The organism is Microbacterium schleiferi (assembly GCF_020781975.1).
Lineage (GTDB): Bacteria > Actinomycetota > Actinomycetes > Actinomycetales > Microbacteriaceae > Microbacterium.
On the sequence record NZ_JAJGNI010000015.1, the window covers coordinates 12,409 to 34,271 of the forward strand.

At 68.1% G+C, this 21,863-nt stretch carries 17 protein-coding genes; 3 read left to right on the plus strand and 14 right to left on the minus strand.

The genetic code is table 11. The features are described from left to right. Positions 1–9 precede the first annotated feature (9 nt). Positions 10–339 (minus strand): hypothetical protein, encoded by a 330-nt coding sequence (locus LL236_RS14045; RefSeq protein ID WP_228179452.1) that lies wholly within the window; start codon positions 337–339, stop codon positions 10–12. A 197-nt stretch (positions 340–536) separates the two neighbouring features. Between LL236_RS14045 and LL236_RS14050 the strand changes: the two genes are divergently transcribed. Continuing rightward, positions 537–2,276 carry an HNH endonuclease signature motif containing protein gene (locus tag LL236_RS14050; protein WP_228179453.1) on the plus strand — a complete coding sequence of 580 codons (1,740 nt, stop codon included), beginning with the start codon at positions 537–539 and terminating at the stop codon, positions 2,274–2,276. A 23-nt stretch (positions 2,277–2,299) separates the two neighbouring features. Here LL236_RS14050 and LL236_RS14055 read toward each other — a convergent pair whose 3' ends face one another. From LL236_RS14055 to LL236_RS14080, 6 genes are all read right to left on the minus strand, one after another. Then, complete coding sequence (locus LL236_RS14055; RefSeq protein ID WP_228179454.1) at positions 2,300–5,299, minus strand: hypothetical protein; 3,000 nt, start codon at positions 5,297–5,299, stop codon at positions 2,300–2,302. A gap of 25 nt (positions 5,300–5,324) precedes the next feature. Then, positions 5,325–6,380: an ABC transporter permease gene (locus tag LL236_RS14060; protein WP_228179455.1), complete on the minus strand. Its 1,056-nt coding sequence runs from the start codon at positions 6,378–6,380 to the stop codon at positions 5,325–5,327. Further along, positions 6,377–7,333, minus strand: a complete 957-nt coding sequence (locus LL236_RS14065; protein ID WP_228179456.1) for an ABC transporter ATP-binding protein — start codon at positions 7,331–7,333, stop codon at positions 6,377–6,379. The genes LL236_RS14060 and LL236_RS14065 overlap by 4 nt, the downstream gene beginning before the upstream one ends. A gap of 60 nt (positions 7,334–7,393) precedes the next feature. Further along, a complete protein-coding gene (locus LL236_RS14070) occupies positions 7,394–9,097 on the minus strand; it encodes a sensor histidine kinase (protein WP_228179457.1) in 1,704 nt (567 codons plus the stop codon). 1 nt (position 9,098) lies between these two features. Beyond that, positions 9,099–10,760, minus strand: a complete 1,662-nt coding sequence (locus LL236_RS15080; RefSeq protein WP_228179458.1) for a sensor histidine kinase — start codon at positions 10,758–10,760, stop codon at positions 9,099–9,101. A 104-nt stretch (positions 10,761–10,864) separates the two neighbouring features. Further along, positions 10,865–11,872 carry a glycerophosphodiester phosphodiesterase family protein gene (locus tag LL236_RS14080; protein WP_228179459.1) on the minus strand — a complete coding sequence of 336 codons (1,008 nt, stop codon included), beginning with the start codon at positions 11,870–11,872 and terminating at the stop codon, positions 10,865–10,867. A 120-nt stretch (positions 11,873–11,992) separates the two neighbouring features. Between LL236_RS14080 and LL236_RS14085 the strand changes: the two genes are divergently transcribed. After that, positions 11,993–12,925 (plus strand): Bax inhibitor-1/YccA family protein, encoded by a 933-nt coding sequence (locus LL236_RS14085; RefSeq protein ID WP_228179460.1) that lies wholly within the window; start codon positions 11,993–11,995, stop codon positions 12,923–12,925. An 85-nt stretch (positions 12,926–13,010) separates the two neighbouring features. On the opposite strand, the gene LL236_RS15085 is transcribed toward LL236_RS14085, so the two are convergent. The 6 genes from LL236_RS15085 to LL236_RS14115 form a co-directional block, all read right to left on the minus strand. After that, positions 13,011–14,402, minus strand: a complete 1,392-nt coding sequence (locus tag LL236_RS15085; protein ID WP_228179461.1) for a glycosyltransferase family 4 protein — start codon at positions 14,400–14,402, stop codon at positions 13,011–13,013. 61 nt (positions 14,403–14,463) lie between these two features. Further along, positions 14,464–16,047 carry a glutamine-hydrolyzing GMP synthase gene (guaA, locus tag LL236_RS14095; RefSeq protein WP_228179462.1) on the minus strand — a complete coding sequence of 528 codons (1,584 nt, stop codon included), beginning with the start codon at positions 16,045–16,047 and terminating at the stop codon, positions 14,464–14,466. A 68-nt stretch (positions 16,048–16,115) separates the two neighbouring features. Continuing rightward, positions 16,116–16,625: a DUF3817 domain-containing protein gene (locus LL236_RS14100; RefSeq protein ID WP_228179463.1), complete on the minus strand. Its 510-nt coding sequence runs from the start codon at positions 16,623–16,625 to the stop codon at positions 16,116–16,118. Between the two features lie 9 nt (positions 16,626–16,634). After that, positions 16,635–17,477, minus strand: a complete 843-nt coding sequence (locus LL236_RS14105; RefSeq protein ID WP_228179464.1) for an SURF1 family protein — start codon at positions 17,475–17,477, stop codon at positions 16,635–16,637. After that, a complete protein-coding gene (locus tag LL236_RS14110; RefSeq protein WP_228179478.1) occupies positions 17,474–18,592 on the minus strand; it encodes a GuaB3 family IMP dehydrogenase-related protein in 1,119 nt (372 codons plus the stop codon). Before LL236_RS14110 ends, LL236_RS14105 begins: the two co-directional genes overlap by 4 nt. Before the next feature lie 169 nt (positions 18,593–18,761). Continuing rightward, the gene (locus LL236_RS14115; protein ID WP_228179465.1) at positions 18,762–19,379 is read right to left on the minus strand and encodes a TetR/AcrR family transcriptional regulator; all 618 of its coding nucleotides are present in this window, start codon (positions 19,377–19,379) and stop codon (positions 18,762–18,764) included. Between the two features lie 59 nt (positions 19,380–19,438). Here LL236_RS14115 and LL236_RS14120 point away from each other — a divergent pair, with 59 nt between their 5' ends. Continuing rightward, positions 19,439–20,923: a DHA2 family efflux MFS transporter permease subunit gene (locus LL236_RS14120; RefSeq protein ID WP_228179466.1), complete on the plus strand. Its 1,485-nt coding sequence runs from the start codon at positions 19,439–19,441 to the stop codon at positions 20,921–20,923. On the opposite strand, the gene fdhD is transcribed toward LL236_RS14120, so the two are convergent. Further along, the gene (gene fdhD / locus LL236_RS14125) at positions 20,866–21,744 is read right to left on the minus strand and encodes a formate dehydrogenase accessory sulfurtransferase FdhD (RefSeq protein ID WP_228179467.1); all 879 of its coding nucleotides are present in this window, start codon (positions 21,742–21,744) and stop codon (positions 20,866–20,868) included. The genes LL236_RS14120 and fdhD overlap by 58 nt on opposite strands. Positions 21,745–21,863 lie beyond the last annotated feature (119 nt).

Consider the following 21,863-nt stretch of genomic DNA (forward strand, 5'->3'; position numbering starts at 1 on the left):
ATCCGTCGTTCATAAGCCCCCGCTTCGATCGAACGCAACAGCGTGGGCGCGGACGTCGTGGGCGCGGATGCGGCGCGAAACCGCCGTCGCGAACGCGACCACCGCCTGCAGCAGGAGCAGCAGCGAGAGGGCGACGATCCCCTCGACGAACGCGACGTCCGAGGTCAGCAGGATCGTCGCGAGCGTCGATCCGAGCGCGACGGTGACGACGAAGTCGAAGGCGTTGAGTTGCGCGAGCGTGCGTTCGCCCAAGATCCGGATCGAGGCGATGAGGACCGCGTAGGACGCGATTCCGACGAGAAGCACTCGGACGATATCTGACCAGCTGTCGAACCACATGTCGCGAGAGTAGGTCGACTCGCGATGCGCCGGAACACCCTTCCGCAGGCCGCCGGATGCCGATCTGAGCGCCGAGCCGCATCCGATGCTTTAGGTCGCCTCCTCCCCAGGAGGCTAAAACAAATCCCTGTCCACAGGCACTTTTCGTGCGCGGGCCGCGGGCTGTCAATGTCGGAGGTTGGTGATGTAGTGAAGACATGAACATCCTCACGGCAATGCGCGAGCGGCTCGATCTGCTCGCTGTGTTCGCCGAGCTGGATGTCGAGCCCACGGGCCTGCCCGCCGGCGCAGCGGCGCTGTCCGACGCCTCCGTGCTGGAGGTGCTGCGTCATGTCACGGCGATCGCCAATGATGCCGAGCGCCTCCAGTCGGTGATCGCCGGCGTCGCCGCGACCAGGTCCCGGCGCGAACAGGGGCATTCGGGACTGGCCGCGGGCCAGGGGCACGCGTCGCCTGCCGCGCTGATCCAGTCGATCACGGGCGGAAGTCGCGCTGACGCGCTGCGGCAGCTGCGCGTCGGGGCCGCCCTGCTCGATGAAGGTGAGACGTCAGGCGCGCCGGCGGATGCCGGGAGCAGCGGCGCTCACGATCACGACGGCGCACCGTCGCCCGGCGCAGATCCCTCCGGAACCGAATCGTCCGACACCGCTGCTTCGCGCGTGCCGTGGCACGCGCCGCTGCGCGCGGCCCTGCTCGAGGGGCGACTGACACCCTCCCAGCACGACGCTATCCGCGGCGGACTCGGGGAACCCGAAGCCGCGGGCGTCGACCCGACATCGGCCGCTCTCGCCTGGTCAGTTGCGGCGGAAACACTCGTCGACGAGGCGGTCGACGGCGCATCTGTCGAGGAGTTGCGAAGCCGAGCACGGCAGATGCGCGACATCCTCGACCCTGCGGGTGCGGCGAATCGGTTCCAGGCCCGCTACGAGAAGCGCTCGCTACGGATGTGGATCGACCAGCACGGCCAACACCACGGCCACATCACGTTCGACGACGAGATGGCGCTGTTCGTGCGGTCGATGCTCGCTGCGGCTCTGCGACCCCGGCGCGGCGGGCCGCGGTTCGTCACGGATGCCGAGCGCGCCGCCGCTGCGGACCTCGTCGCCGATCCGCGCACCAACGAACAGCTCGAATACGACCTTCTCGTCGACGTGCTGCGCGCCGGCGCGGTAGCCGACGCCGCCGATGTCTTCGGTGTCCGCCAGCCTGGCGTGCGCATGGTCATCGTCAAGGACCAGTCAGGCCCCCGCGACCCGCTCGGCCGCATGGTCGCGACAGGTCACACCGAAGACGGCGGAGATGCCCTCCCCGGAGCGATCATCGACCGCACCCTCTGCCAGCACGGCTCCATCGACGTGACGGTCGACAGCCGGGGCAATCCCCTGGACCTCGGGCGCGAGCAGCGACTGTTCAGCACGAAGCAGAAGCTGGCGCTCGCGATCCGCGACGGCGGGTGCGCCGGAATCGGATGCCCGGTGCCCGCCGCCTACTGCGAATCGCACCACATCGATCACGTTGCACACGGCGGTAGGACCGACATCGACCGCGGCATCCTGCTGTGCCGGTTCCATCACATGCAGCTTCACAACAACGGGTGGCGAATAGTTCGCGACGGACTCGGCCCCTTCATCCTGATCCCGCCACCCGGGCACCGATCACCAGACGGAACCGAGACCCAGCCCCGGAGACTCCGCACGAATGCGCCGTGGGCCTGGGCGTGGGATCCGCCCGCGCCGCCTCAGCGTCCGCCCTGGCGCATCCCGCCTGCACCGACTGCACCGCCCGGCGCGGCGGGGTTAGCGCCGCCCACGCCCGCACCTACTGCACCGCCCGACCAGGCCTGGTCAGCGCAATCCGCGCCCGCACACGCTGCACCACCAGCGACGGCATCGAGCACGTCAGCACCGCCGGGATCGCGCTACAGCGCTGCCCCGTGAGCAATGGGACGTGCCGCCTGTCGTCAGCTCGTCACATCGTCACGCCGCCAGGTCAGCGCCAGGAACACGCCGACCAGCGCGACCACAGCACCGAAGCCCGCCGCGAACCAAGGCGTATCGGGCGGGATGTCGAGATAGGTCGTGATGCCGAGGATCCGCGCGAGACCCCACGGCAGCAGCCCCATCTCGTCATTCCACAGCGTCAGCGCCGACTCGAGGCCCACGAGCCCGATAACGGCAGCGGGAATCGCCAGCCCGGCCCCGACACCAGCCAACACGATCCCGGTAGCCCGACGTGCGCCGAACTGGCTCGACAGAGCCCATCCGGCTGCGACGAACAACCACACGAACAGCGCAAACGCGATCGTGATGTAGATCGAACGGCGAAGCGGATCGGTCCAGAAGGCGAACCAGTATCCGCCTGGACCCGTGAACGAAAGCGCGAGGAGGGTCAGGATGCTGCGCAACACCAGCACGCCACCGACGGCGGCGATCACCGGCCACGGCGAACGCTCCCGCACGAACAAGCGCACGACGACCAGGAACACCAGCCAGGCTCCGAGCACGACGGCCAGGTGGGTCCACGACAAGAGCGAGGTCTGCACAGCGCGGGTCGCGACGAGCAGACCGCCCGGGACGATGATCAACAGCCACCGGTCAAGCGGCAGCATCCCCAGGGTCGATTCCCGTGCCCGCCATGGTCGCGTCGCCGCGAGCCACGCAGCCCGCGCAGCCGCGGCACCGGGCCGGCGCACAAGTCGCGTGCGCGACGACAACATCCCGATCACGACCCATGCGACGGCGAGCGCAAGAAGGATGCGGGCAATCCACGCCATCGTGAGATCACGATCAGCCCGCTCGACACCCAGCTGGGCCGCGGTCAGGTTGTACGCCGGGTAGTCCACGTCGCCGGCGTAGGTCGCCGTGTGTTCAGCGGCGAGGGCAGCGAACGCGTCCCGGTCGGCCTGCCACGCCGCGTAGGCCTCTGCCGACCCGGTATCGTGCCACTGCGCCTGATGCAGGATCATCGCCCGGTATGAAGAGAGCAGGTGCAGGACGTCGGCTTCGTAGGCGAGAGTTCCCAGGAACGCGTCCCGCATTGCGGAGTCACGCCACGTCGCCGCATCCGTGCCCGAGACCAGCGCCTGCATCTCATCGACAGCGGCGGCCGCCCGCTCCCCACCCGCGATCGCCTCATCGATCTGGTCCCGTGACACCTCGTAGATGACATCGAGAACAGCGGAGTCGCCGGTGAGGATGTCCCACTCGAAGATCCACATCATCGGCGGCGGCTCGAGCCCGATGGCGAACACCCGCTGCTCAGCGAACGGCTGAATGTACAGACCCTGCGTGATCGCCTCACGCGAGAGCGCCATGGCCTCGGTGATCGCCGACACGGTTGTGGGATCGTCACTGAACCACTCGCGCGCCCATCCTGCTGTGATCGCGGCGACATCGGTATCGGGGTCCCGCGCCAAGGCACCGGCAAGCTGCGTGTTCAGTTCGTACAACTGCCAGAAGCCGGTCTTCAGGTACAGCGTCATGGGACCGGCGCGCCACGGGCCGCCATCCTGGGTCCACACCCAGACGCCCTCGATACGGGGGTTCTCGGCCACGAGAGTCTGCAGTGCGTACTGGTATTCGGGACCGAGATCGTTCGGGAACGCCCCGAAGTTCTCGAACTCGCGCCTGCTCTGGAACTCGATGATGCGGCGCTGGTCGCCCTGCGCGAGAGTGTCGTTGAGAGGCAGCCAGCTGTAGAAGTCACCGAGGGTGTACTTCGTCGACACGATCAGCGCGGGCGAGTCGATACCGGCCAGTACTTCGTCGTAGGACTCCACATTGGTGTGCATGTCGCCGACGGCGCCGACCCCGACGCTCCACGACCGGAAGATCACCTCGCGATCGGATGCCTCGGCCTGCGACGTGAAGGCGGCGAGCATCGCCTGGACCTGGGGCGCCTCGGTCACCGCCAGCCTCGAGAACACGTCCCAGCCCGCAACGTCGTAGACCTCGCCGGCTTCGCCGATGCGGATCAGGATGCCGTCCACGGCGCGAGCCGCCGCGTACAACTCGTCGAGCCCGCTCGTGTACACGTCCCACAGCGCGGGATTCGCGGTATCGAGCGAACCGAACCGGCCCACGAGGTAATGCTCGAGCGGGCTCGTGAGAGCGAGCATGTCGGTGCGCAGGAAAACGTCCATACCCAGCTCGTCGGCCCGATCCCAGAACGGCGTGAACGCCTCCCGCAGCGCGAGGGCCCGGGCCCGGTGATCATCGCCTTCCGCATACACGCCGTCAACACCGTCGAACGTCACATACTCGACGAACCCCGGAAAGGCCACAGCGTTGTAGCCGTCGGCGAGCACGTGACGCAAGAACGCGTCGAACTCGCCATACGCTTCGGCAAGCGCGTCCTCGTCGATGTAGGGCGCCTCGGGCAGGATGACGTCTTCGAAAGCGCGGGATGCGTGCGAGTAGTCGGTTCCGGCAGCCCAGGCCTCGGCATCCGGAATCACCCCGACCGCACCGAGATCGACCATCCGGAATGGCAGGCGAGAGGTCACCTCGGCTCCCCCGTCCACGACCGCCGGCTCGCCGGCACGGATGCGGGCCGCGACGTCGTAGATGCCCCGAACGGCACCCGCCTCGCCAGCGGCGACGATGGTCAGTGCGGACGCATCACCCTCGAGGCGATAGCTCTCGTCGTTCGGGTCATCACCCGCCGTCACCGTGAGACTCGCATCGGCGCCCCGGCGCGGCGCGTCGGTCACGGCATCCAGCAGTTCATCGAGCGCCGCGTCGTAGCGGGGGCCGTTCGGAGCATCGACGGACGTGAACCGCGGCGGCGCGACGACCGCCATCGCGGGGGCGCCGGCAGGCGGCTCGGGCTGCATCTGGACCGCGGGTTCGGCACGGATGCCGAGAGCATCAGTCACGACAACAGCAACGCCGGCACCCAGGGCGAGCAGCACGACGACCGTGACAACAGCGAGGATGCTGCGCCGCACCGCCGAACTCATTCCCTAACGCTACTGGGAGTTCGAGTCAGGCGATGCGCGTGCCGGGCGGCAGCGTGCGTGACGGGGTTCTGGTGCGCGACCCGCCCCACCACAGCAGCGCCGCTGCCAGCACGAGCTGCACGGCAAGCCCCACGAACCAGCTCGGTGTCGTCTGGTTGTAGAGCTGCTCGGGTGTGAGCTGCTGCTGAGGCTGCGGCATCCGGGCGCAGTCATCCCACGAGACGCGCTCTGACTCGGGCGGGATCTGAGCGCTGCGCACGAGGTAGGAGAAGTTCCCGAAGAGGTCTTCCGGGTACCCGCTCGCGTCGAAGCGCGCCGGTGTCGCATCGGCGAGGATGACGAACGGATTCGCCGACAGGATCCACCAGACGGTGTCGAACCTCGGCACCTCGTAGGTGGTGGTCTCCCACGGGCCGCACTCGGGCGGGTTCGCGGTCATCCCCGACTCGTCGTAGACGTAGCTGCGGTAGGACTGGGTGACCTCTGTCCGGACCGCAGCCCCACCGAGGGTGAACGCGATAGGCGTGCCGATGACGAGGGCCGCGACCACCAGATAGGTAACGGCGACCGAGAACAACGGGCGGGCCAGGATCCCGCTGAGGCCCACACCGATCGCCGCGATGATCGCGATCTCCACGATCAACACGACGAGGGACACGAACACCACGAGCGGGTCGACGCCGCCGCTGACTGCGGCGACGAGCATGAACGGCACGGCGATCACGGCGAACGAGAGTCCCGTGAGCCACGCCGCCACGAACTTGGCGAGCACGATCTCGGCTGTCGTCGCGAGCGTCACCTGCACGGGCGCGAGGTTCGCGGCATCCCGATCACCGTTGATCGCGTTGCCCGACAGGGTGGGCGAGACGAGGACCGCCAGCAGCAGCACGACGAAGACCACAACGGAGTAGACGCCCGCGCCCGCGCCCGCGCCTCCCGCGTACGAGAACGAGAGCAACGACAGGGCCGTCACGACGACCAGGATCGCGGCGAATACGCCGAGCATCACGTACCAGGCGACGTTGCGCACCCGCTGGGTCAGATCGAGGCGGACCAGGGTCCACAGGCGCGACCCGCTCATGCGCCCTCACCCCCGCGCAGGTCGAGGAACGTCTGTTCCAGATCTCCGACGGCTGGTGCGAACTCGGTCACCGGGATGCCGCGCTCGACCAGTCGGCGCAGCGCCCCGGCGGCGTCTTCGTCCGTCGCGAGCGCGATCAGCAGATCCGACCGGTCGATGCGCACCGCATCCGCCGACCATTCGAGCGCCGCGGCAACCGAGGCGGCGGCATCCGTCGGCTGGCCGAGGACCCGGATTCGCCAGTCGCGGGTGCGCCGCCCGGCGATCGCCGCGCCAGCCTCCACGGAGCTGCCCTCGAGAAGGAACACCGCATCATCGATGACCTCCTCGAGCTCTGCGAGCACATGGCTGGACACGAGCACCGTGCGGCCCTCAGCGGCGAACCGGCGCAGCAGGTGCCGGAGCTCGACGCGGGCAGCAGGGTCGAGCCCCGATGCGGGTTCGTCGAGCAGGAGCACGCGCGGGTCGTGCACGAGCGCGCGCGCAAGCCCGAGACGTTGCTTCTGTCCGCGTGAGAGCACGCGAGCCGGCGCGGTGGCGAGCGAGGTCAGTTCGACGAGCTCGAGAAGCTCGTCCGCGCGCGCCCTGGCAGCATCCTTCGGAAGGTCGTGCAGTCGCCCCGTGACGATCAGCGTCTCCCGGGCGGACAGCGCCCCCCAGGTGCCCAGGGAGTCCGGCATCCAACCGAGGAGCGCACGCGCCGCGTGGGGCTGCTCGATCGGATCCACGTCACCGATGCGGATCGTGCCGGCGTCCGGAGTCAGCAGCGAGGCGAGCATGAGGAACAGTGTCGTCTTGCCCGAGCCGTTGGGGCCGACAAGACCCGTGACGGCTCCCGCGCGCGCACGCAACGAGACGTCGCGGACCGCCTCGACCCTGCCGAACGAGCGACGCAAACCGGTCGCGACAATGCCCGTCGCTACAGCTCCGGTCGGATCAGTGGCGGCATCCATGGTGCCACCCTACGCGAGGCTTTCAGCGCCTCGCGGACCCCGACGGCACGATGGAAACCGTCAGCCCAGCGCGCCCGCGGCGGGACTCGCCGGCGGCAGGGTGAGGCGTGCACGGGTCCCGCCTGAAGGCCCGGGCTCGAGTTCGATCGAGATGCCGTTCGCATCGGCGAGGTTCCGCGCGATCGAGAGACCGAGCCCCACCCCCGGCACCGCCTGCTCACGGGCGAAGTCGGTGCGGTAGAACCGGTCGAACGCACGCCGCCGCTCACTGTCGCTCATGCCGACACCACTGTCTGTGATCTCGATCATCGGCCGATCCCGCTCGCGGCTGGCGTGCACCGCCACAGTGGCACCGCGGGGCGAAAGGAGCACGGCGTTTCGCAGAAGCTCCTCGATGATGCCGCCCAGACTGCGGGCATCCACGCTCGCGTTCTGCACGCCGTGATCGGTGAAGGCCACGGTCACCTCGTGCTCACGGGCGAGGGACGAAAGGCGCTCGATCACGTCCCCGACGGTCAGGGCGACGCTCGTCGTGTTCGGGAGCGCGCGTACCGACGTACGGTACGCCGAGAGCAGATGTTCGACGGTGGTGAACAGGCGCTGTGCGGCCGAATCCACCCGTTCGAGGCGGGCTGCCACCCGGGGAGAGACCTCCTCGGTCTGCGCCAGTTCCGTCTCTCCCATGAGCACGGTCAGCGGGGTTCGCAGTTCGTGGTTCACGGCATCCAGGAAGCGATCGCGCACCTCGATCGCCTCCACGAGGTCGGTGACGTCGTGGGCGATGAGGACCGTGCCCAGGGGCTCACCGCCCCGGAAGATCGGCCTGGCCGAATAGCTCACCGCGACCTGGTCGGTGTCGCCGAGCCACGCGATGCGGCCGCGCACCTCGCCGCTGCGGGCGAGTGCCGTCACGGTCTGTGGCGAGGGGAACAGCGGCGTCCGGCGGTCTGCGGAGTAGATCTTTCGACCGGCCAGCGCGGGTTCTCCGGTCAAGTCGATTCCGGCCAGTCGGGCCAGGCGATGGGCGGCGTCGTTCGCCGTGAGGACGCTCCCATCAGGGCCGAAGACCAGAACGGCGTTATCGGTGGCCTCCGAGACTGCCTGCAGGATGGCCGAAAGGCGCTCCCTCGCCTCGGCTGCTGCCTCCGAGGAAGCAAGGGCGGCCTCACGGTTGGCGACCTCGCGTCGAAGTTGATGACCGGTCCCGAACGCCGAGAGTGCGATGAGCGCAGCGAACGCGAGGAACAACCCGAACGCGATCCACTCGGGCGCGGAGTCCGGCGCGCGACCCGCACTGATTGAAGGCATGAGGGGAATCGCCCCCGCGAGCAGGATGCCGACGACGATCGGGGGCAGCGAGAACCCCGCGCCGAGCCAGACCAGCGGGAAGACCATCATGAAGCCGATGCCGTCGACCACCTCGAGGGCATCGTTGCGGATCAGCGGGATACCGACGAGCGCCGCGAGAGGGATGAGCGCGATCCACCCCGTATGCGACTGCGGCTGCACCCGCGCCAGGATGCCGCTGGCGATCGCCCCGGCAAGGATGAGGCCGAGACCGGCGAGCGCAGCCGGCGTGAGCACACCGTTGCCGTAGATCTGTGCGACTGCCGTGACCCCGACGGCGGCTGCGAGCAACGCGAGCTGTGTCCAGGGCTGGGTTCGCAGCGACAGCACGATGCGTGCCCCGGGGTCGGATGGCACGCGCGGGCCATCGGCGGTGAACAACCGTTCCCCCCCGCCGTGCCGCAGGCGACCATCCATGTCAGCTCACCCCTTGCGCACGGATCTCCGTCGAATCGTCACGCGTCATCCGACTCCTCGGCGGCGGCAGTGATCGGGTCAGCCGTGGCGCGCGGAAGCACGAGGCGCGCGAGAGTCCCCCGCCTACTGCGGGGAGCAACTCGACACCGATACCGGCCTGGTCGGCGAGTTTCTTCGCTATCGACAGGCCCACCCCGGCGCCCGGTATCGCGTTGTCACGCGCATAGTCGGATCGGTAGAACCTCTCGAACGCACGACGGCGCTCCGTCTCTGTCATCCCGACGCCGGTATCGCGGATCTCGACGACGGGACGACTGTCACCCAGAACGTCGGTGCTGACGACGACTTCGCCGCCGGCCGGTGTGAACCGAATCGCGTGGACGAGGATCTCCGTCAAGATGGCGCGGAACGCGCGCGTGTCGACGTGCGAGTGGCCGACAGCCCGATTACTCACGTGCAGCGTGACACCGCACTCGTCGGCAAGGGGGCGATGGGTGGCGACGGTGTCGCCTGTGATGATCGCAACCTCGGCAGTGTCCCGCAGCATCGCCACCGACTCGCGGCCTGCAGCGGTCAGGTGTTCCACCGTCGTGAGCAGACGACTCGCTGCGGCGTCTATCGCCGCGAGGCGGCTCGCGACCGACTCAGGGACATCGCTCATGAGGGCGAGATCGGTCTCACCGAGCAGAACGGTCAGCGGCGTTCGCAGCTCGTGCCCGACGGAGTCGAGGAAGCGATTGCGCACCTCGATGCCCTCCACCAGTTCGGTGACGTCGTGGGCGATGATGGCCGCGCCGACGAGCTCACCCTCCGTGGCGATCGGGAACATCCGGTAATGCACCGCGACCTGATCGCCGGGCGCCCCCAGCCACGCGACGTGTTCGATCGTGAACATCCGATCGATGATGGTCTTCACCGCCTCATCGGGGAAGGTCACGGGGCTGAGGCGATCGGCAGCGAACACGCGGTGATCACCCAATCCCGGTCGGCGGAAGTCGAGCCTCGCCTGCCATGCCAGGCGTCGTGCCGTCGCGTTGATCCGCAGGAGCGCACCGGCACGGTCGAAGACGGCCACGGCATCTTCGGTCCCCTCCTCGATAGCGGTCATCGTCGCGACATCCGCAGCCCGCGCCCGGGACTCCTCCCGCAGCCGCTCCATCGTCGCGTCGGTCGCACGCTGGTTCTCACGCAGCTGCCGACCGACGACGTAGGCAGACGTCGCGAACACCGCCATGACGATGGGTGCCAACACGAACGGAACCCAGTCCACAGCCTCTTGCGGCCAGGAGTCGGTCGCCAGCGCGTGGGATGCGGGGGCGGATGCCGACACGAGCACACCGATCACGATCGACACCGGATCGAAGGCGACCGCCAACCAGCTCAGTGGGAGGATCACCAGGGCACTGGCCAGCTGCAGTTCGTGAGACAGCGGTGCGGCGATGACGGCGATGGCGACGATGTCGATCAACGGAACAACCGCGAGCCACCGGGTGTCGACGGAGGTCTCGCGCCGTTCAACCCAAAACACGACGATGGTCCCACCGATGAGGGCCGCGAGAGAGATCGCTACGGGAACAACCAACGGGGACCCATCGACGACGACTCCGGCGACGAGCGTCACCGTGGATATCAGGACGATCGCCACCTGTGCCCACGGCTGCACACGGAGTGTATCCGCGTGCGTCCCGGCCACCGCAATCACCCCCCGCGGCACCCCGCGGTGCCGCCGCTACCGTGGGTTTAGGCTCCCGCGCCGTACCCGGAGTGTCAACCCCCCTCGCCGATCGGTTCGGTGCCGAACACTTCGACGCCGAGGTCGGCATGATCGACGAAGACACCGTCAAGACCCGCCCGCGCGAGCACTGCCCATTCGCTGCGCCAGTCGCCGTAGTCCGCGAGATCGCCCGTACGGAACGGGGGCAGGAGGAACGCGTTCTCGGGACGACACGTCCAGGTGAAGACAGCCAGCCCCCGCTCGTGCGCCCGGGCGACCACAGGTGCCGGACCCGTCGCGCGACCCCCGGCATCCGGCGCGAGGATGACGGTCTTGTCGGGGCTGATCCCGTCGACATGGGCGGCGAGGACATCCAATCCCTCGGGCGTCATCCATTCGGTGTAGCTCCGCGAGGTCGGGTCCGTGAGCTGATCGGCGGGGATGCCGCCCGCTTCGAGCAGGAACACCAGTTCGGCGTGCGTCCCGCGCTCGCGCAGTCGGCGAAGGATCGTCAGTTCGAACGACTCGATCACGACCCGACGACCCTTCCATCCCGTCGAGGCGAGCTCGGTGTCCAGAAGCGCTGCCATGTCGTGGCCGCACTCCTCGAAGTAGGACGCGTGCTTGACCTCGATCACCGGGATGACCTCCCGACCGCGAGCGCGATGGTCATCGAGCAGCGCAAGCAGGTCACGAAGACGCAACGGAGGCTCCCGGTCGTCGAAGGAGGCGCTTCCCGGACGGATGCCGGGAATCCGCTCCCGGCATCGGAGGGTCGCAAGCTCGTCCCAGGTGAAGTCCTCGGCGAACCATCCCACGTGGTCGAGTCCATCGATGCGTTTGGTCGTGCGGCGCTGCGCGAACTCCGGATGATCTGCGACATCGGTCGACGTCGACAGTTCGTTCTCGTGGCGGATGACGAGGATCCCGTCGTTCGAGACGACGATGTCGGGTTCCACGGCATCCACGCCCATCTCGATCGCCAGCTCATAGGAGCCGCGCGTGTGTTCGGGGCGGTAGCCGGGCGCACCGCGGTGGCCGATGATGAGGGGCCTGCTCACGCGCTCAGGCTAGTCGTTCATAGCGGCTTCACAGCGGTCGCCGGTCATACGAGCGCACCCATCCGATACCCTTGATCAACAGCAGACGGCTGTTTTTCACGAACTTTGGAGTGTGAACTCGTGGCGGCTGGAAACAACCCCGCATTCAACAACCCCGCGTTCCAGGAGCAAGGCGCGGGCCGCGCTTACCCGACGAGCGGCCAGCCCGGTTTCGGCGCGCAGACGCAGTACGCATCCACCCAGGCAGCGGCGACGGATGCCGCGGTGAACGCGCAGCTCGAGGGTGCCTACGCGGCCCCGTCGGCCGGCGCGATCGAGACCGGACGGATGACGGTCGAAGACACCGTCATCAAGACGATCGGCCTGTTCGCCATCCTGCTGGCGACCGCGGCTGTCGGCTGGATCTGGTCGATGGCGACTGTCGACCCTGCGGTGCCGACCAGCATGCCGTCGATGGCCCCGTGGCTCATCGGCGCGCTCGGCGGTTTCGTCCTCGCGATGGTCGTGATCTTCACCTCCCGCAAGAAGATCCGCCCCGCGCTCATCTGGGCATACGCGGCCTTCGAGGGGCTCTTCGTCGGTGCGATCTCGGCGTTCTTCGAGTTCATCTGGGAAGGCATCGTCCTCCAGGCTTCGCTCGCGACGCTGGCCGTGGTCGGCGTGACACTCGCCCTCTTCGCCAGCGGCAAGGTGCGTGCATCCAAGAAGGCGACGAAGGTCTTCATGGTCGCGATGATCGGATACCTGGTCTTCTCGCTCGTGAACGTCATCATGATGATGTTCGGCGCGTTCAGCGGCCCCGACAGCGGCGGACCCTTTGGTTTGTACAGCCAGCCCGTGTTCGGCATCCCGCTGGGCCTCATCATCGGCATCCTGGTTGTCATCATGGCGGCATACTCGCTCGTGCTCGACTTCGACTCGATCCAGCAGGGTGTGCGCAACGGCGCCCCGCGCCAGTACGCGTGGCTCGGCGCCTTCGGCATCATGGTCACCGTCGTGTGGCTGTACGTCGAGATCCTGCGAATCCTCGCGATCCTGCGCGGCAGCAACTGACGCACTGATCCGCTGATGGGCCGCCCCACTCCTCGGAGTCGGGCGGCCCTTCTGCATCCGAGTGCCCGCGGGGCGCGGGCGGGTGTCAACGGCTGACGGGATCAGCGAGGGCGGCGCGAACGGCCGTACCGAGTGCACGCATGGATGCCGCGGCGTCCATCGCCGCGGCAGCTGCTCGTCCCGAGGCCGAAAGCTCCGCACGGCGCTCGCTATGCGAGAGCACGTCAATGAGCGCTGCGGCGAGGGCGTCAATGTCGCCATCGGGGACGAGCACCCCGCCCCCGTCCGCGAGGGTGTCGCGGGGCCCGTAGGGCATGTCGTACGCGACGACGGGCACGCCTGCAGCCAGCGCCTCGAGCACCACCAGCGGCTGTCCCTCGTTCGTGCTGGCGAGCACAAGCGCATCGGCGGATGCCCACGCCTGCGTCTCAGGATCGGCGACGTGGCCGATCCACTTGACAGCATCCTCAACGCCCAGCTCGGTCGCGAGAGCGCGCAGTTCGGCGCCCGAAGCGCCGTCGCCGTACACGAATAGGTGCGCGGCAGGCACCGCGGCACGAACCGCAGGAAGCGCCCGCAGCACATGATCGACACGCTTCCGAGGAATGAGCGAGTTCAGGATGACGATGCGACCAGAAACAGGATCGCTCGGCGCCGACACGACCGGCGCAGGATGCGGCACGACGAACGATCGCAGCCGCTGCGCGCCGAAGCGGCGCTCGACGTCGTCGCGTTGTGAGGGCGTGAGCCACAGCACACCGTCGAACCGGTCGGCGATTTCGAACCACCGCTCCCACGCGGCATCCATCGGCGAGTCCCATCGGAACGGAGAGAGCACATGGCAGGCGTGCGTCGTGTGCAGCACGCGGATGCCGGCATCCAGCGGCGGATCCCCTGCGGTTACCAGGGTCTCCCCGATCTGCCGCGCCTCGCACAGCACCACCGGCACTCGATATTGGCCTGGGGTGGCTTCGGCCGCGACTACGTTCACCCAGGCACGGTAAAGACCGCCGAACCCCGGCAGCCATCCGATCACGGCGCCCTTGTCGTAGACCCGAACCGGAGCGTCAGTCAGGTGCCACGCGGCGTCACCACTCACAACCGGCAGGTCGAGCACCGGCGCGCCCGAGTCATCGACGATCGGCCGTGTCGGCCACGGGGATGACGGCACCGGCCCCGGAATCGCCGCGCGCCGCAGCCACGACGGATTGGAGCGTGCATCGTCGAAGAGATTTCGAAGCCTCTCCCGGCTTCCCAGGAGGCCCCGGCTCACCCACTCGGCTCGATGAGCGTCGTGGTCGGCGGTCTCACCGGGGTCGACGGTCAGGAGCGTGACGTCAGCGCCTGCCGCGGCCATGTCGATGGCCCGCCGGAGCACCGAAATCGTGAAACCACCGTCGCGGTCAGGAACGAGCCGGGACGCGAGAATCAGGTACCGCGCCGCCGGCAATACACCGCCGCCGGGGGCTACTCCCACTCGCCCGCTCCCGCGGTCGAGTTCCACACAGCACCTCCGTCGAGCGGGAACGCCGCAAGCGTCACTCCCACTCGATAGTCCCCGGGGGCTTGGAGGTGACATCCAGCACGACGCGGTTCACCTCGCGCACCTCATTCGTGATGCGGTTCGAGATGCGGGAGAGAACGTCGTACGGCAACCGCGTCCAGTCCGCGGTCATGGCGTCTTCGCTCGAGACGGGGCGCAGCACGATCGGGTGCCCGTACGTGCGCCCGTCGCCCTGAACACCGACCGACCGCACGTCGGCAAGGAGCACAACGGGGCACTGCCAGATCTCGGCATCCAGCCCCGCCTTGGTCAGTTCCTCACGGGCGATGGCGTCGGCATCACGCAGGATTTCGAGACGGTCAGCGGTGACCTCGCCCACGATACGGATGCCAAGACCGGGCCCCGGAAAGGGCTGGCGACCGACGATGACCTCGGGAAGTCCGAGCTCGCGGCCGATGGCGCGTACCTCGTCTTTGAAGAGGGTGCGAAGGGGCTCGACGAGCTCGAACTGGAGGTCTTCGGGCAGCCCACCGACGTTGTGGTGGCTCTTGATGTTGGCGGTTCCAGCCCCGCCACCGGACTCGACGACATCCGGATAGAGGGTGCCCTGCACGAGGAAGCGGATGGGTTCGCCGTCGGCCTTGGCCTCATCCACGAGTTCGCGCTGGACGCGCTCGAACGCACGGATGAACTCGCGACCGATGATCTTGCGCTTCTCTTCGGGATCGCTGACGCCGGCGAGGGCCTCGAGGAACGTCTCGCGCGCGTCGACGGTCACGAGGCGCACACCGGTCGAGGCCACGTAATCCTGCTCGACCTGTTCGCGCTCGCCCTTGCGCAGCAGGCCGTGGTCGACGAACACGGCAACGAGCTGGTCGCCGACTGCCTTGTGAACGAGGGCCGTCGAGACAGCCGAGTCGACGCCTCCCGACAGCGCCGAGAGCACACGACCCGAGCCGACCTGCGCGCGGATCCGATCGACCTGCTCGGCGATGACGTTACCGCTGTTCCAGTCTGCGGGGAGGCCCGCAGCCTTGTGCAGGAAGTTCTCGATAATGCGCTGCCCGTGGTCGGAGTGCTTGACCTCGGGATGCCACTGCACACCGTACATGCGGCGAGCGTCGTTCCCGAAAGCGGCGACCGGGGTGGCACCGGTGCGGGCAAGTACCTCGAACCCGGCGGGGGCTTCGGACACCTGGTCACCATGGCTCATCCAGACGTTCTGCTCCGCGGGCTGGCCATCGAACAGTACGCTCTCGTCACGGATGATGCTGGCGTCAGTCGCCCCGTACTCGCGCAGCCCCGTGTTCGCAACGACGCCACCGAGCGCCTGCGCCATGACCTGGAATCCGTAGCAGATGCCAAGGGTCGGAACGCCCAGGTCGAACACCGCCGGGTCGAGCGTCGGCGCGCCGGGCTCGTACACCGATGACGGTCCACCCGACAGGATGATGCCGATCGGGTCTTTCGCGGCGATCTCTTCGGCGGTAGCGGTGTGCGGCACCAGTTCGCTGTAGACGCCCGCTTCGCGCACGCGGCGGGCGATGAGCTGGGCGTACTGCGCGCCGAAGTCGACGACGAGGACGGGTCGCTGCGAGGTCTCGGTCTGTTCTGTCACCGGATGCTTTCGGTCGGCGCCCCTGGAACCCAGGAGCGAAGGTCAGGACACTGTGGGGTTCTGGCGGGTCAAGCTGGAGTGTTCGGCGAGATCGTGGTATCGGACTCGCGCGCAGCAAGGTACGTCTTGACCTCACGGGCGACCCGTGCCTCCATGAAGAACGACAGGAACGGGACGATTCCGCCCAGCGCGAGGGCGATGAACCGACCGAACCGCCACCGCATCAGGCTCCAGATGCGGAAGCACGCGAAGAGGTACACGACGTAGAACCAGCCGTGGCCGACGAGGATAGACAGCGACACGTTGACACCGTCGCCCGCCGACTCGAGGTCGCAGCCCAGACCCCCGGGAACGAAAAGCGAGTACCACTCGCATCCGGGGCCGACCAGCACCGGCGCGAACCAGAGGAAACCACCGGAGCCACCCGCGAACAGTTCGACGTGCAGCGGCGAGTACTTGAGGATCATCTCGGCCAGCAGCAGGAGCAGCATGACACCGGTGATGATCGAGGCGACCTGGTAGAAGGTCAAGGCTCCGCGAATGGCCGGGAAAGACGACGGTTTCGGCTCACGGGGCATGGGCCCATTCTAGTCGCCGGTCGCGCCGGCGCTTCCCGGCGAGGATGCCACGCCCGCGGCATCCTCGAGCTCTTCGACCTCTTTCTCCCAAGCGTCCTTGGCGAGGCGGTACCAGAAATAGAAGGCGAAGCCGGCGAAGACCACCCACTCGGCGGCGTAGAAGATGTTCAGCCAGTTGACTGTGGACCCGGCATCCGGCGCGGGCGAGGCGATGTCCACAAGGCCCGCCGGCGCAGACTGCGAGGCGATGTAGCTGCGGTAGACGTCAAGGCCCGCGGTGTTGTGCCATTGCGACAGGAGCGCCGCCGGCGACATCCGTGTCATCGTGAACGGCGGCTCGCCGCGCGGCGGCGGCACCGGACCCTCGTCCGAGATCAACCGACCGACGACCGTCACGGGCTCCCCCGCGACCGCAGTCTGCTCGAGCGCCTCGGCGGCGGATTCGGCGACGGTGAGCGTCGGCGCCCAGCCGACGGCGACGGCCACGGATGTCGGCGTCGCGGTGTCGGCGATACGCAGCTGACCGGTGACCCAGAAGCCTTCGACGCCGTCGTTGAAGCGCGACGAAACGACAAGGAAATCCTCGGGAACCCACGTGCCCGTCACCTCGACGCGCTGGCCCACGAGCGGCTCGGGAAGGTACTCGCCGGGCCCGGCGATCTCGGCGAGCGGCTGGACTTCCTCGGTGGTTCCAGGCGGAAGCGGATCGGTGTCGATCGCGCGAGAAAGCTGCCACTGCCCCAGCCACGCGAACACGCCCGCAACGACGAGCGAGAGCAGCAGGACGCCGATCCAGCGGGGTCGGAGCATGACCTCCCGCAGGGTCGGGGGAAAGACTGTCTGGTCTGTCATCCGCCCGTATACGGCGCGACGACGACCTCGACGCGCTGGAACTCCTTGAGGTCGGAGTAGCCGGTCGTGGCCATCGACTTCTTCAGTGCCCCGATGAGGTTCGCGGTTCCGTCAGCAACCGGCGCGGGGCCGTACAGCACAGACTCGAGGTTCGTCACCTGGTCCACCTTCACGCGACGCCCCCGCGGGAGCTTCGAGTGGTGAGCCTCGGGGCCCCAGTGGTATCCACGGCCCGGCGCGTCGGTTGCCCGCGAGAGAGCGACGCCGAGCATGACGGCATCCGCGCCCATCGCGAGAGCCTTGACGATGTCGCCTGACGTTCCCACACCGCCATCGGCGATGACGTGGACGTAGCGCCCGCCCGACTCGTCGAGGTAGTCGCGGCGCGCGCCGGCGACGTCGGCTACCGCCGTGGCCATCGGGGCGTGGATGCCGAGAACCCCGCGCGTCGTCGAGGCTGCGCCCCCGCCGAAGCCGACGAGCACGCCCGCGGCGCCCGTGCGCATGAGGTGCAGGGCTGCCGTGTAGGTCGCAGCACCGCCGACGATGACAGGCACGTCGAGGTCGTAGATGAACTTCTTGAGGTTGAGGGGCTCGTCGACGCTCGAGACGTGCTCGGCCGAAACCGTCGTGCCACGGATGACGAACAGGTCCACACCCGCGGCGACCACGGTTTCGTACAGCTGCTGGGTGCGCTGCGGAGTCAAAGCACCGGCCACCGTGACTCCGGCGTCACGGATCTGCTGCAGTCGCTCACGGATGAGCTCGGGCTTGATCGGCTCGGAGTAGAGCTCCTGCATCCGGCAGGTTGCCGTCGCCTCGTCGAGAGACGCGATCTCAGCCAGCAGCGGCTCGGGGTCGTCGTACCGGGTCCACAGCCCCTCGAGATCGAGGACACCGAGTCCGCCGAGCTGACCGAGCATGATCGCCGTCTGCGGGCTCACAACCGAATCCATCGGGGCGCCGAGCACCGGGATGTCGAACTGGAACGCATCGATCGACCAGGCAGTCGAGACATCCTCGGGATTGCGGGTGCGGCGCGAGGGGACGACGGCGATGTCGTCGAACGAGTACGCGCGGCGAGCCCGCTTGGCGCGGCCGATCTCGATCTCCATGGTCACGCGCCCCAGCCTACCGGTGGGGTGTGGCGATACCGCGCGTGATCCCAGCCCCGCGCCGAACCCACACGTTTCGGTCCCACCCCACACGCGATACGCGCCGGATCGCGTGGGTTCGCGGCGAAAGGTGTGGGTTCGCCGCTCCGGAAGAGGCGCCGCACAGCCATCACCACGGTTCGTTGCCGCGGGGCGCGACGTCGCGGACGGCGCGCATCGTGGTCGGGAAGCATGTTTCGAAGAGCTCGTGGATGCCGGCATCCGCGTCGACCTCGTCGATGAGGCGCAACCCGATCATGGTGTTGATCAGCATCCCCTCCGCAAGGAACGATTGGGCGGTGTCGGCATCGAATCCGGCCTCGTCGCGGAGGAAGCGCCAGACCTTCACGAAGCCCTGGCGGGCGGCGGGTCCGATCACCGGATGACCGCCGAGAAGGAACGCGTGCGAGAGGGTCTGGTGGAGTCCCCGCACCTGGAGAAGCCGAAGATAGACAGCCCCCATACGCTCCTGCGCCGGAGCGTCGGCGGGGGCGTCGAGTTCGGCGCGGAATCCGTCGAGCAGTTGATCGAGAGCGTCGTGCAATACGGCAAGGAACAGCGATTCCTTCGTTCCGAACAACCTGACCACGTACGGCTGACTCACGCCGGCGGCGCGAGCTACCTCGTCTGTGGTGGCTCCTTCGTACCCGCGGGCACCGAACACAGCGTGAGCGGCCAGCAGGATTTCGGCGCGGCGCTCGTCGGAACTCATGCGTCGTTGCGTGCCGTTCTGAACCATGCTTGACATGTTATCAGTCGATTACTACATTCCAAGTAATCATCCGATTACATCAACGGAGGCATCCCGTGACCACCACGCTCGATCCGGCTCCTGCGCCGCCCTCGCACCTCACCGCACCGCGGCATCGTGCATTCGGCCTGGTGGTCGCGGCCGCGTCGGTTCCGATGTTCATGGCCACGCTCGACAACCTCGTGATGACCAACGCCCTGCCGGTGCTCCACCGCGACCTCGGCGCGAGCGTCGAAGAGCTGCAGTGGTTCGTGAACGCCTACACGCTGGCCTTTGCCGGCGCGATCCTCCTGGCATCCGCCCTCGGCGACCGATTCGGGCGCCGCACGGTCTTCGCGATCGGAATCGCCGTCTTCGGGATCGGGTCAGTGCTCGCGGCCCTCAGCACCGATCCTTCGCAGTTGATCGTCGCTCGCGCCGTCCAGGGGCTCGGCGGGGCCGGCATCTTCCCCCTGTCGCTCGCGCTGCTCTCGGGCGGTGTCGCTCCCGAGCGCCGTCCGCTCGCGATCGGGATCTGGGGTGGCGTCTCGGGTCTCGGCGTCGCCGTCGGTCCGCTCGTCGGCGGTGCGATCATGGAGGGCTGGAACTGGCAGGCGATCTTTTGGCTGAACGTTCCCATCGCGATCCTCGCCATCCCCTTCGCGCTGTGGGCGCTGCGCAATGACCGTGGAGCACGCGTGCGACTCGACCTCCTCGGCGCCGTCATGATCGCACCGAGCGTCGTCCTGCTTGTCCACGCGATAGTTCGCGGCAACGACGATGGCTGGGGCTCGTTTGGAGTCATCGCGGAGCTTGTCGCAGGCATGGCGCTCCTGGCTGGATTCGTCGCCTGGCAGGCCCGCACGTCAGCGCCCCTCGTTCCGATGCGGCTGTTCCGTGACCGCAGCTTCACCGTCACCAACATCGCGGGCTTCGGCTTCAGTTTCGGCACCTTCGGCGCGATCTTCCTGCTCATCCAGTACATGCAGGTCGTGCAGGGTGCCTCCCCCTGGGAAGCCGCGGTGCGCACGACGCCGTGGACCCTGGCGCCGATGGTGATCGCGCCGCTCGCAGGCCTGATCGCGCCGCGCATCGGCACCCGCATCCTGATGGTCGTGGGGCTCGTCATGCAAGCGACAGCGCTGATCTGGCTCGCCGCCATCCTGGATCTCGACACCCCCTACGCCGCGATGATCGCCCCCTTCGTGATCGCCGGCGTCGGGATGGGCCTCGTGTTCGCGCCGTCGGCGACGGCCCTGCTGGCGACCCTCGGCATCGTCGATCACGCGAAAGCATCCGGGGTCAACTCGACGGTGCGCGAGATCGGACTCGCCCTCGGTACCGCGGTGCTCACGGCGATCTTCCTCGGCGCCGGCGGGGAACTGGTTCCCGACCTCTACGTCGAGGCGGCCCGACCCGCGGTGTTCGTGGGAGGCATTGTGCTGGTGATCAGCGCGATCGCCGCGCTGTGGCTGCCAGCGGGACGCTCCGCACAGTCGCCGACTCAGCCCGTGACGACCTCAGCCACCGCCGGCACGAGCACGCGCTCGGGGCAGGTGTAGATCGCAAGGCTTGAACCGCGGCTGAAGCCGACAAGCGTCATCCCGGATGCCGCTGCCAGATCCACCGCGAGAGACGAAGGCGCGCTGACGGCGGCGAGCACCGGGATGCCGGCGAGCCGCGCCTTCTGGACGAGTTCGAACGACGCGCGCCCCGAGACCTGCAGCACCGTGCCGGAAAGCGGCAGTCGGTCTTCGCGCACCGCCCATCCGACGATCTTGTCGACGGCGTTGTGGCGTCCGACGTCCTCACGCAGGCACAACAACTCCCCCTCGGTGGTGAAGAGGCCCGCCGCGTGGACGCCGCCGGTCCGATCGAACAGGGCCTGGCTCTGCCGCAGCACGTCGGGAAGACGCGCCAGGATGCCGGCATCGACCCGGATGCCGTCGCCGGCCACATCGAATCGTGATTGCTTGCTGACGGCCTCGATCGAGGTGGTACCGCAGATTCCGCAGGCCGAGGTCGTCGTGGAATGGCGCGCGTGGGCATCCGTCGGGGGAACCGCGCCCCGGCCCAGCACTGCGTCGATGACGTTGTAGGTGTTCTGTTCGCGGCGACCGAACTCGTCGAATCCGGCGCAGTAACGCAACGAGGCGAGCTCATCGCGCGCAGCGATCACGCCCTCCGAAACCAGGAAGCCGGCCACGAGGTCGAAATCGTCGCCGGGAGTGCGCATCGTCACCGACCACGACGTGCCGTCGATCCGGATCTCGAGCGGCTCTTCGCGGGCCACGACATCCTCCCGCGTTGAGGTCGTTGCAGCATCCGCGCCGTCGTTCCACCGCACGCGGGTCACGCGGTGCCGCGTCATCCCTGTCGCCATCTCGACCCCTTCGTTCAGTTCCCATTGTGCCCCGCACCTGCGCGACGGGGCCGGATGCCGAGGATCGGCGTTAGTCTCGGGAGAACAGGTCGACGTCGACCGGCGGCGTGGAGAGGATG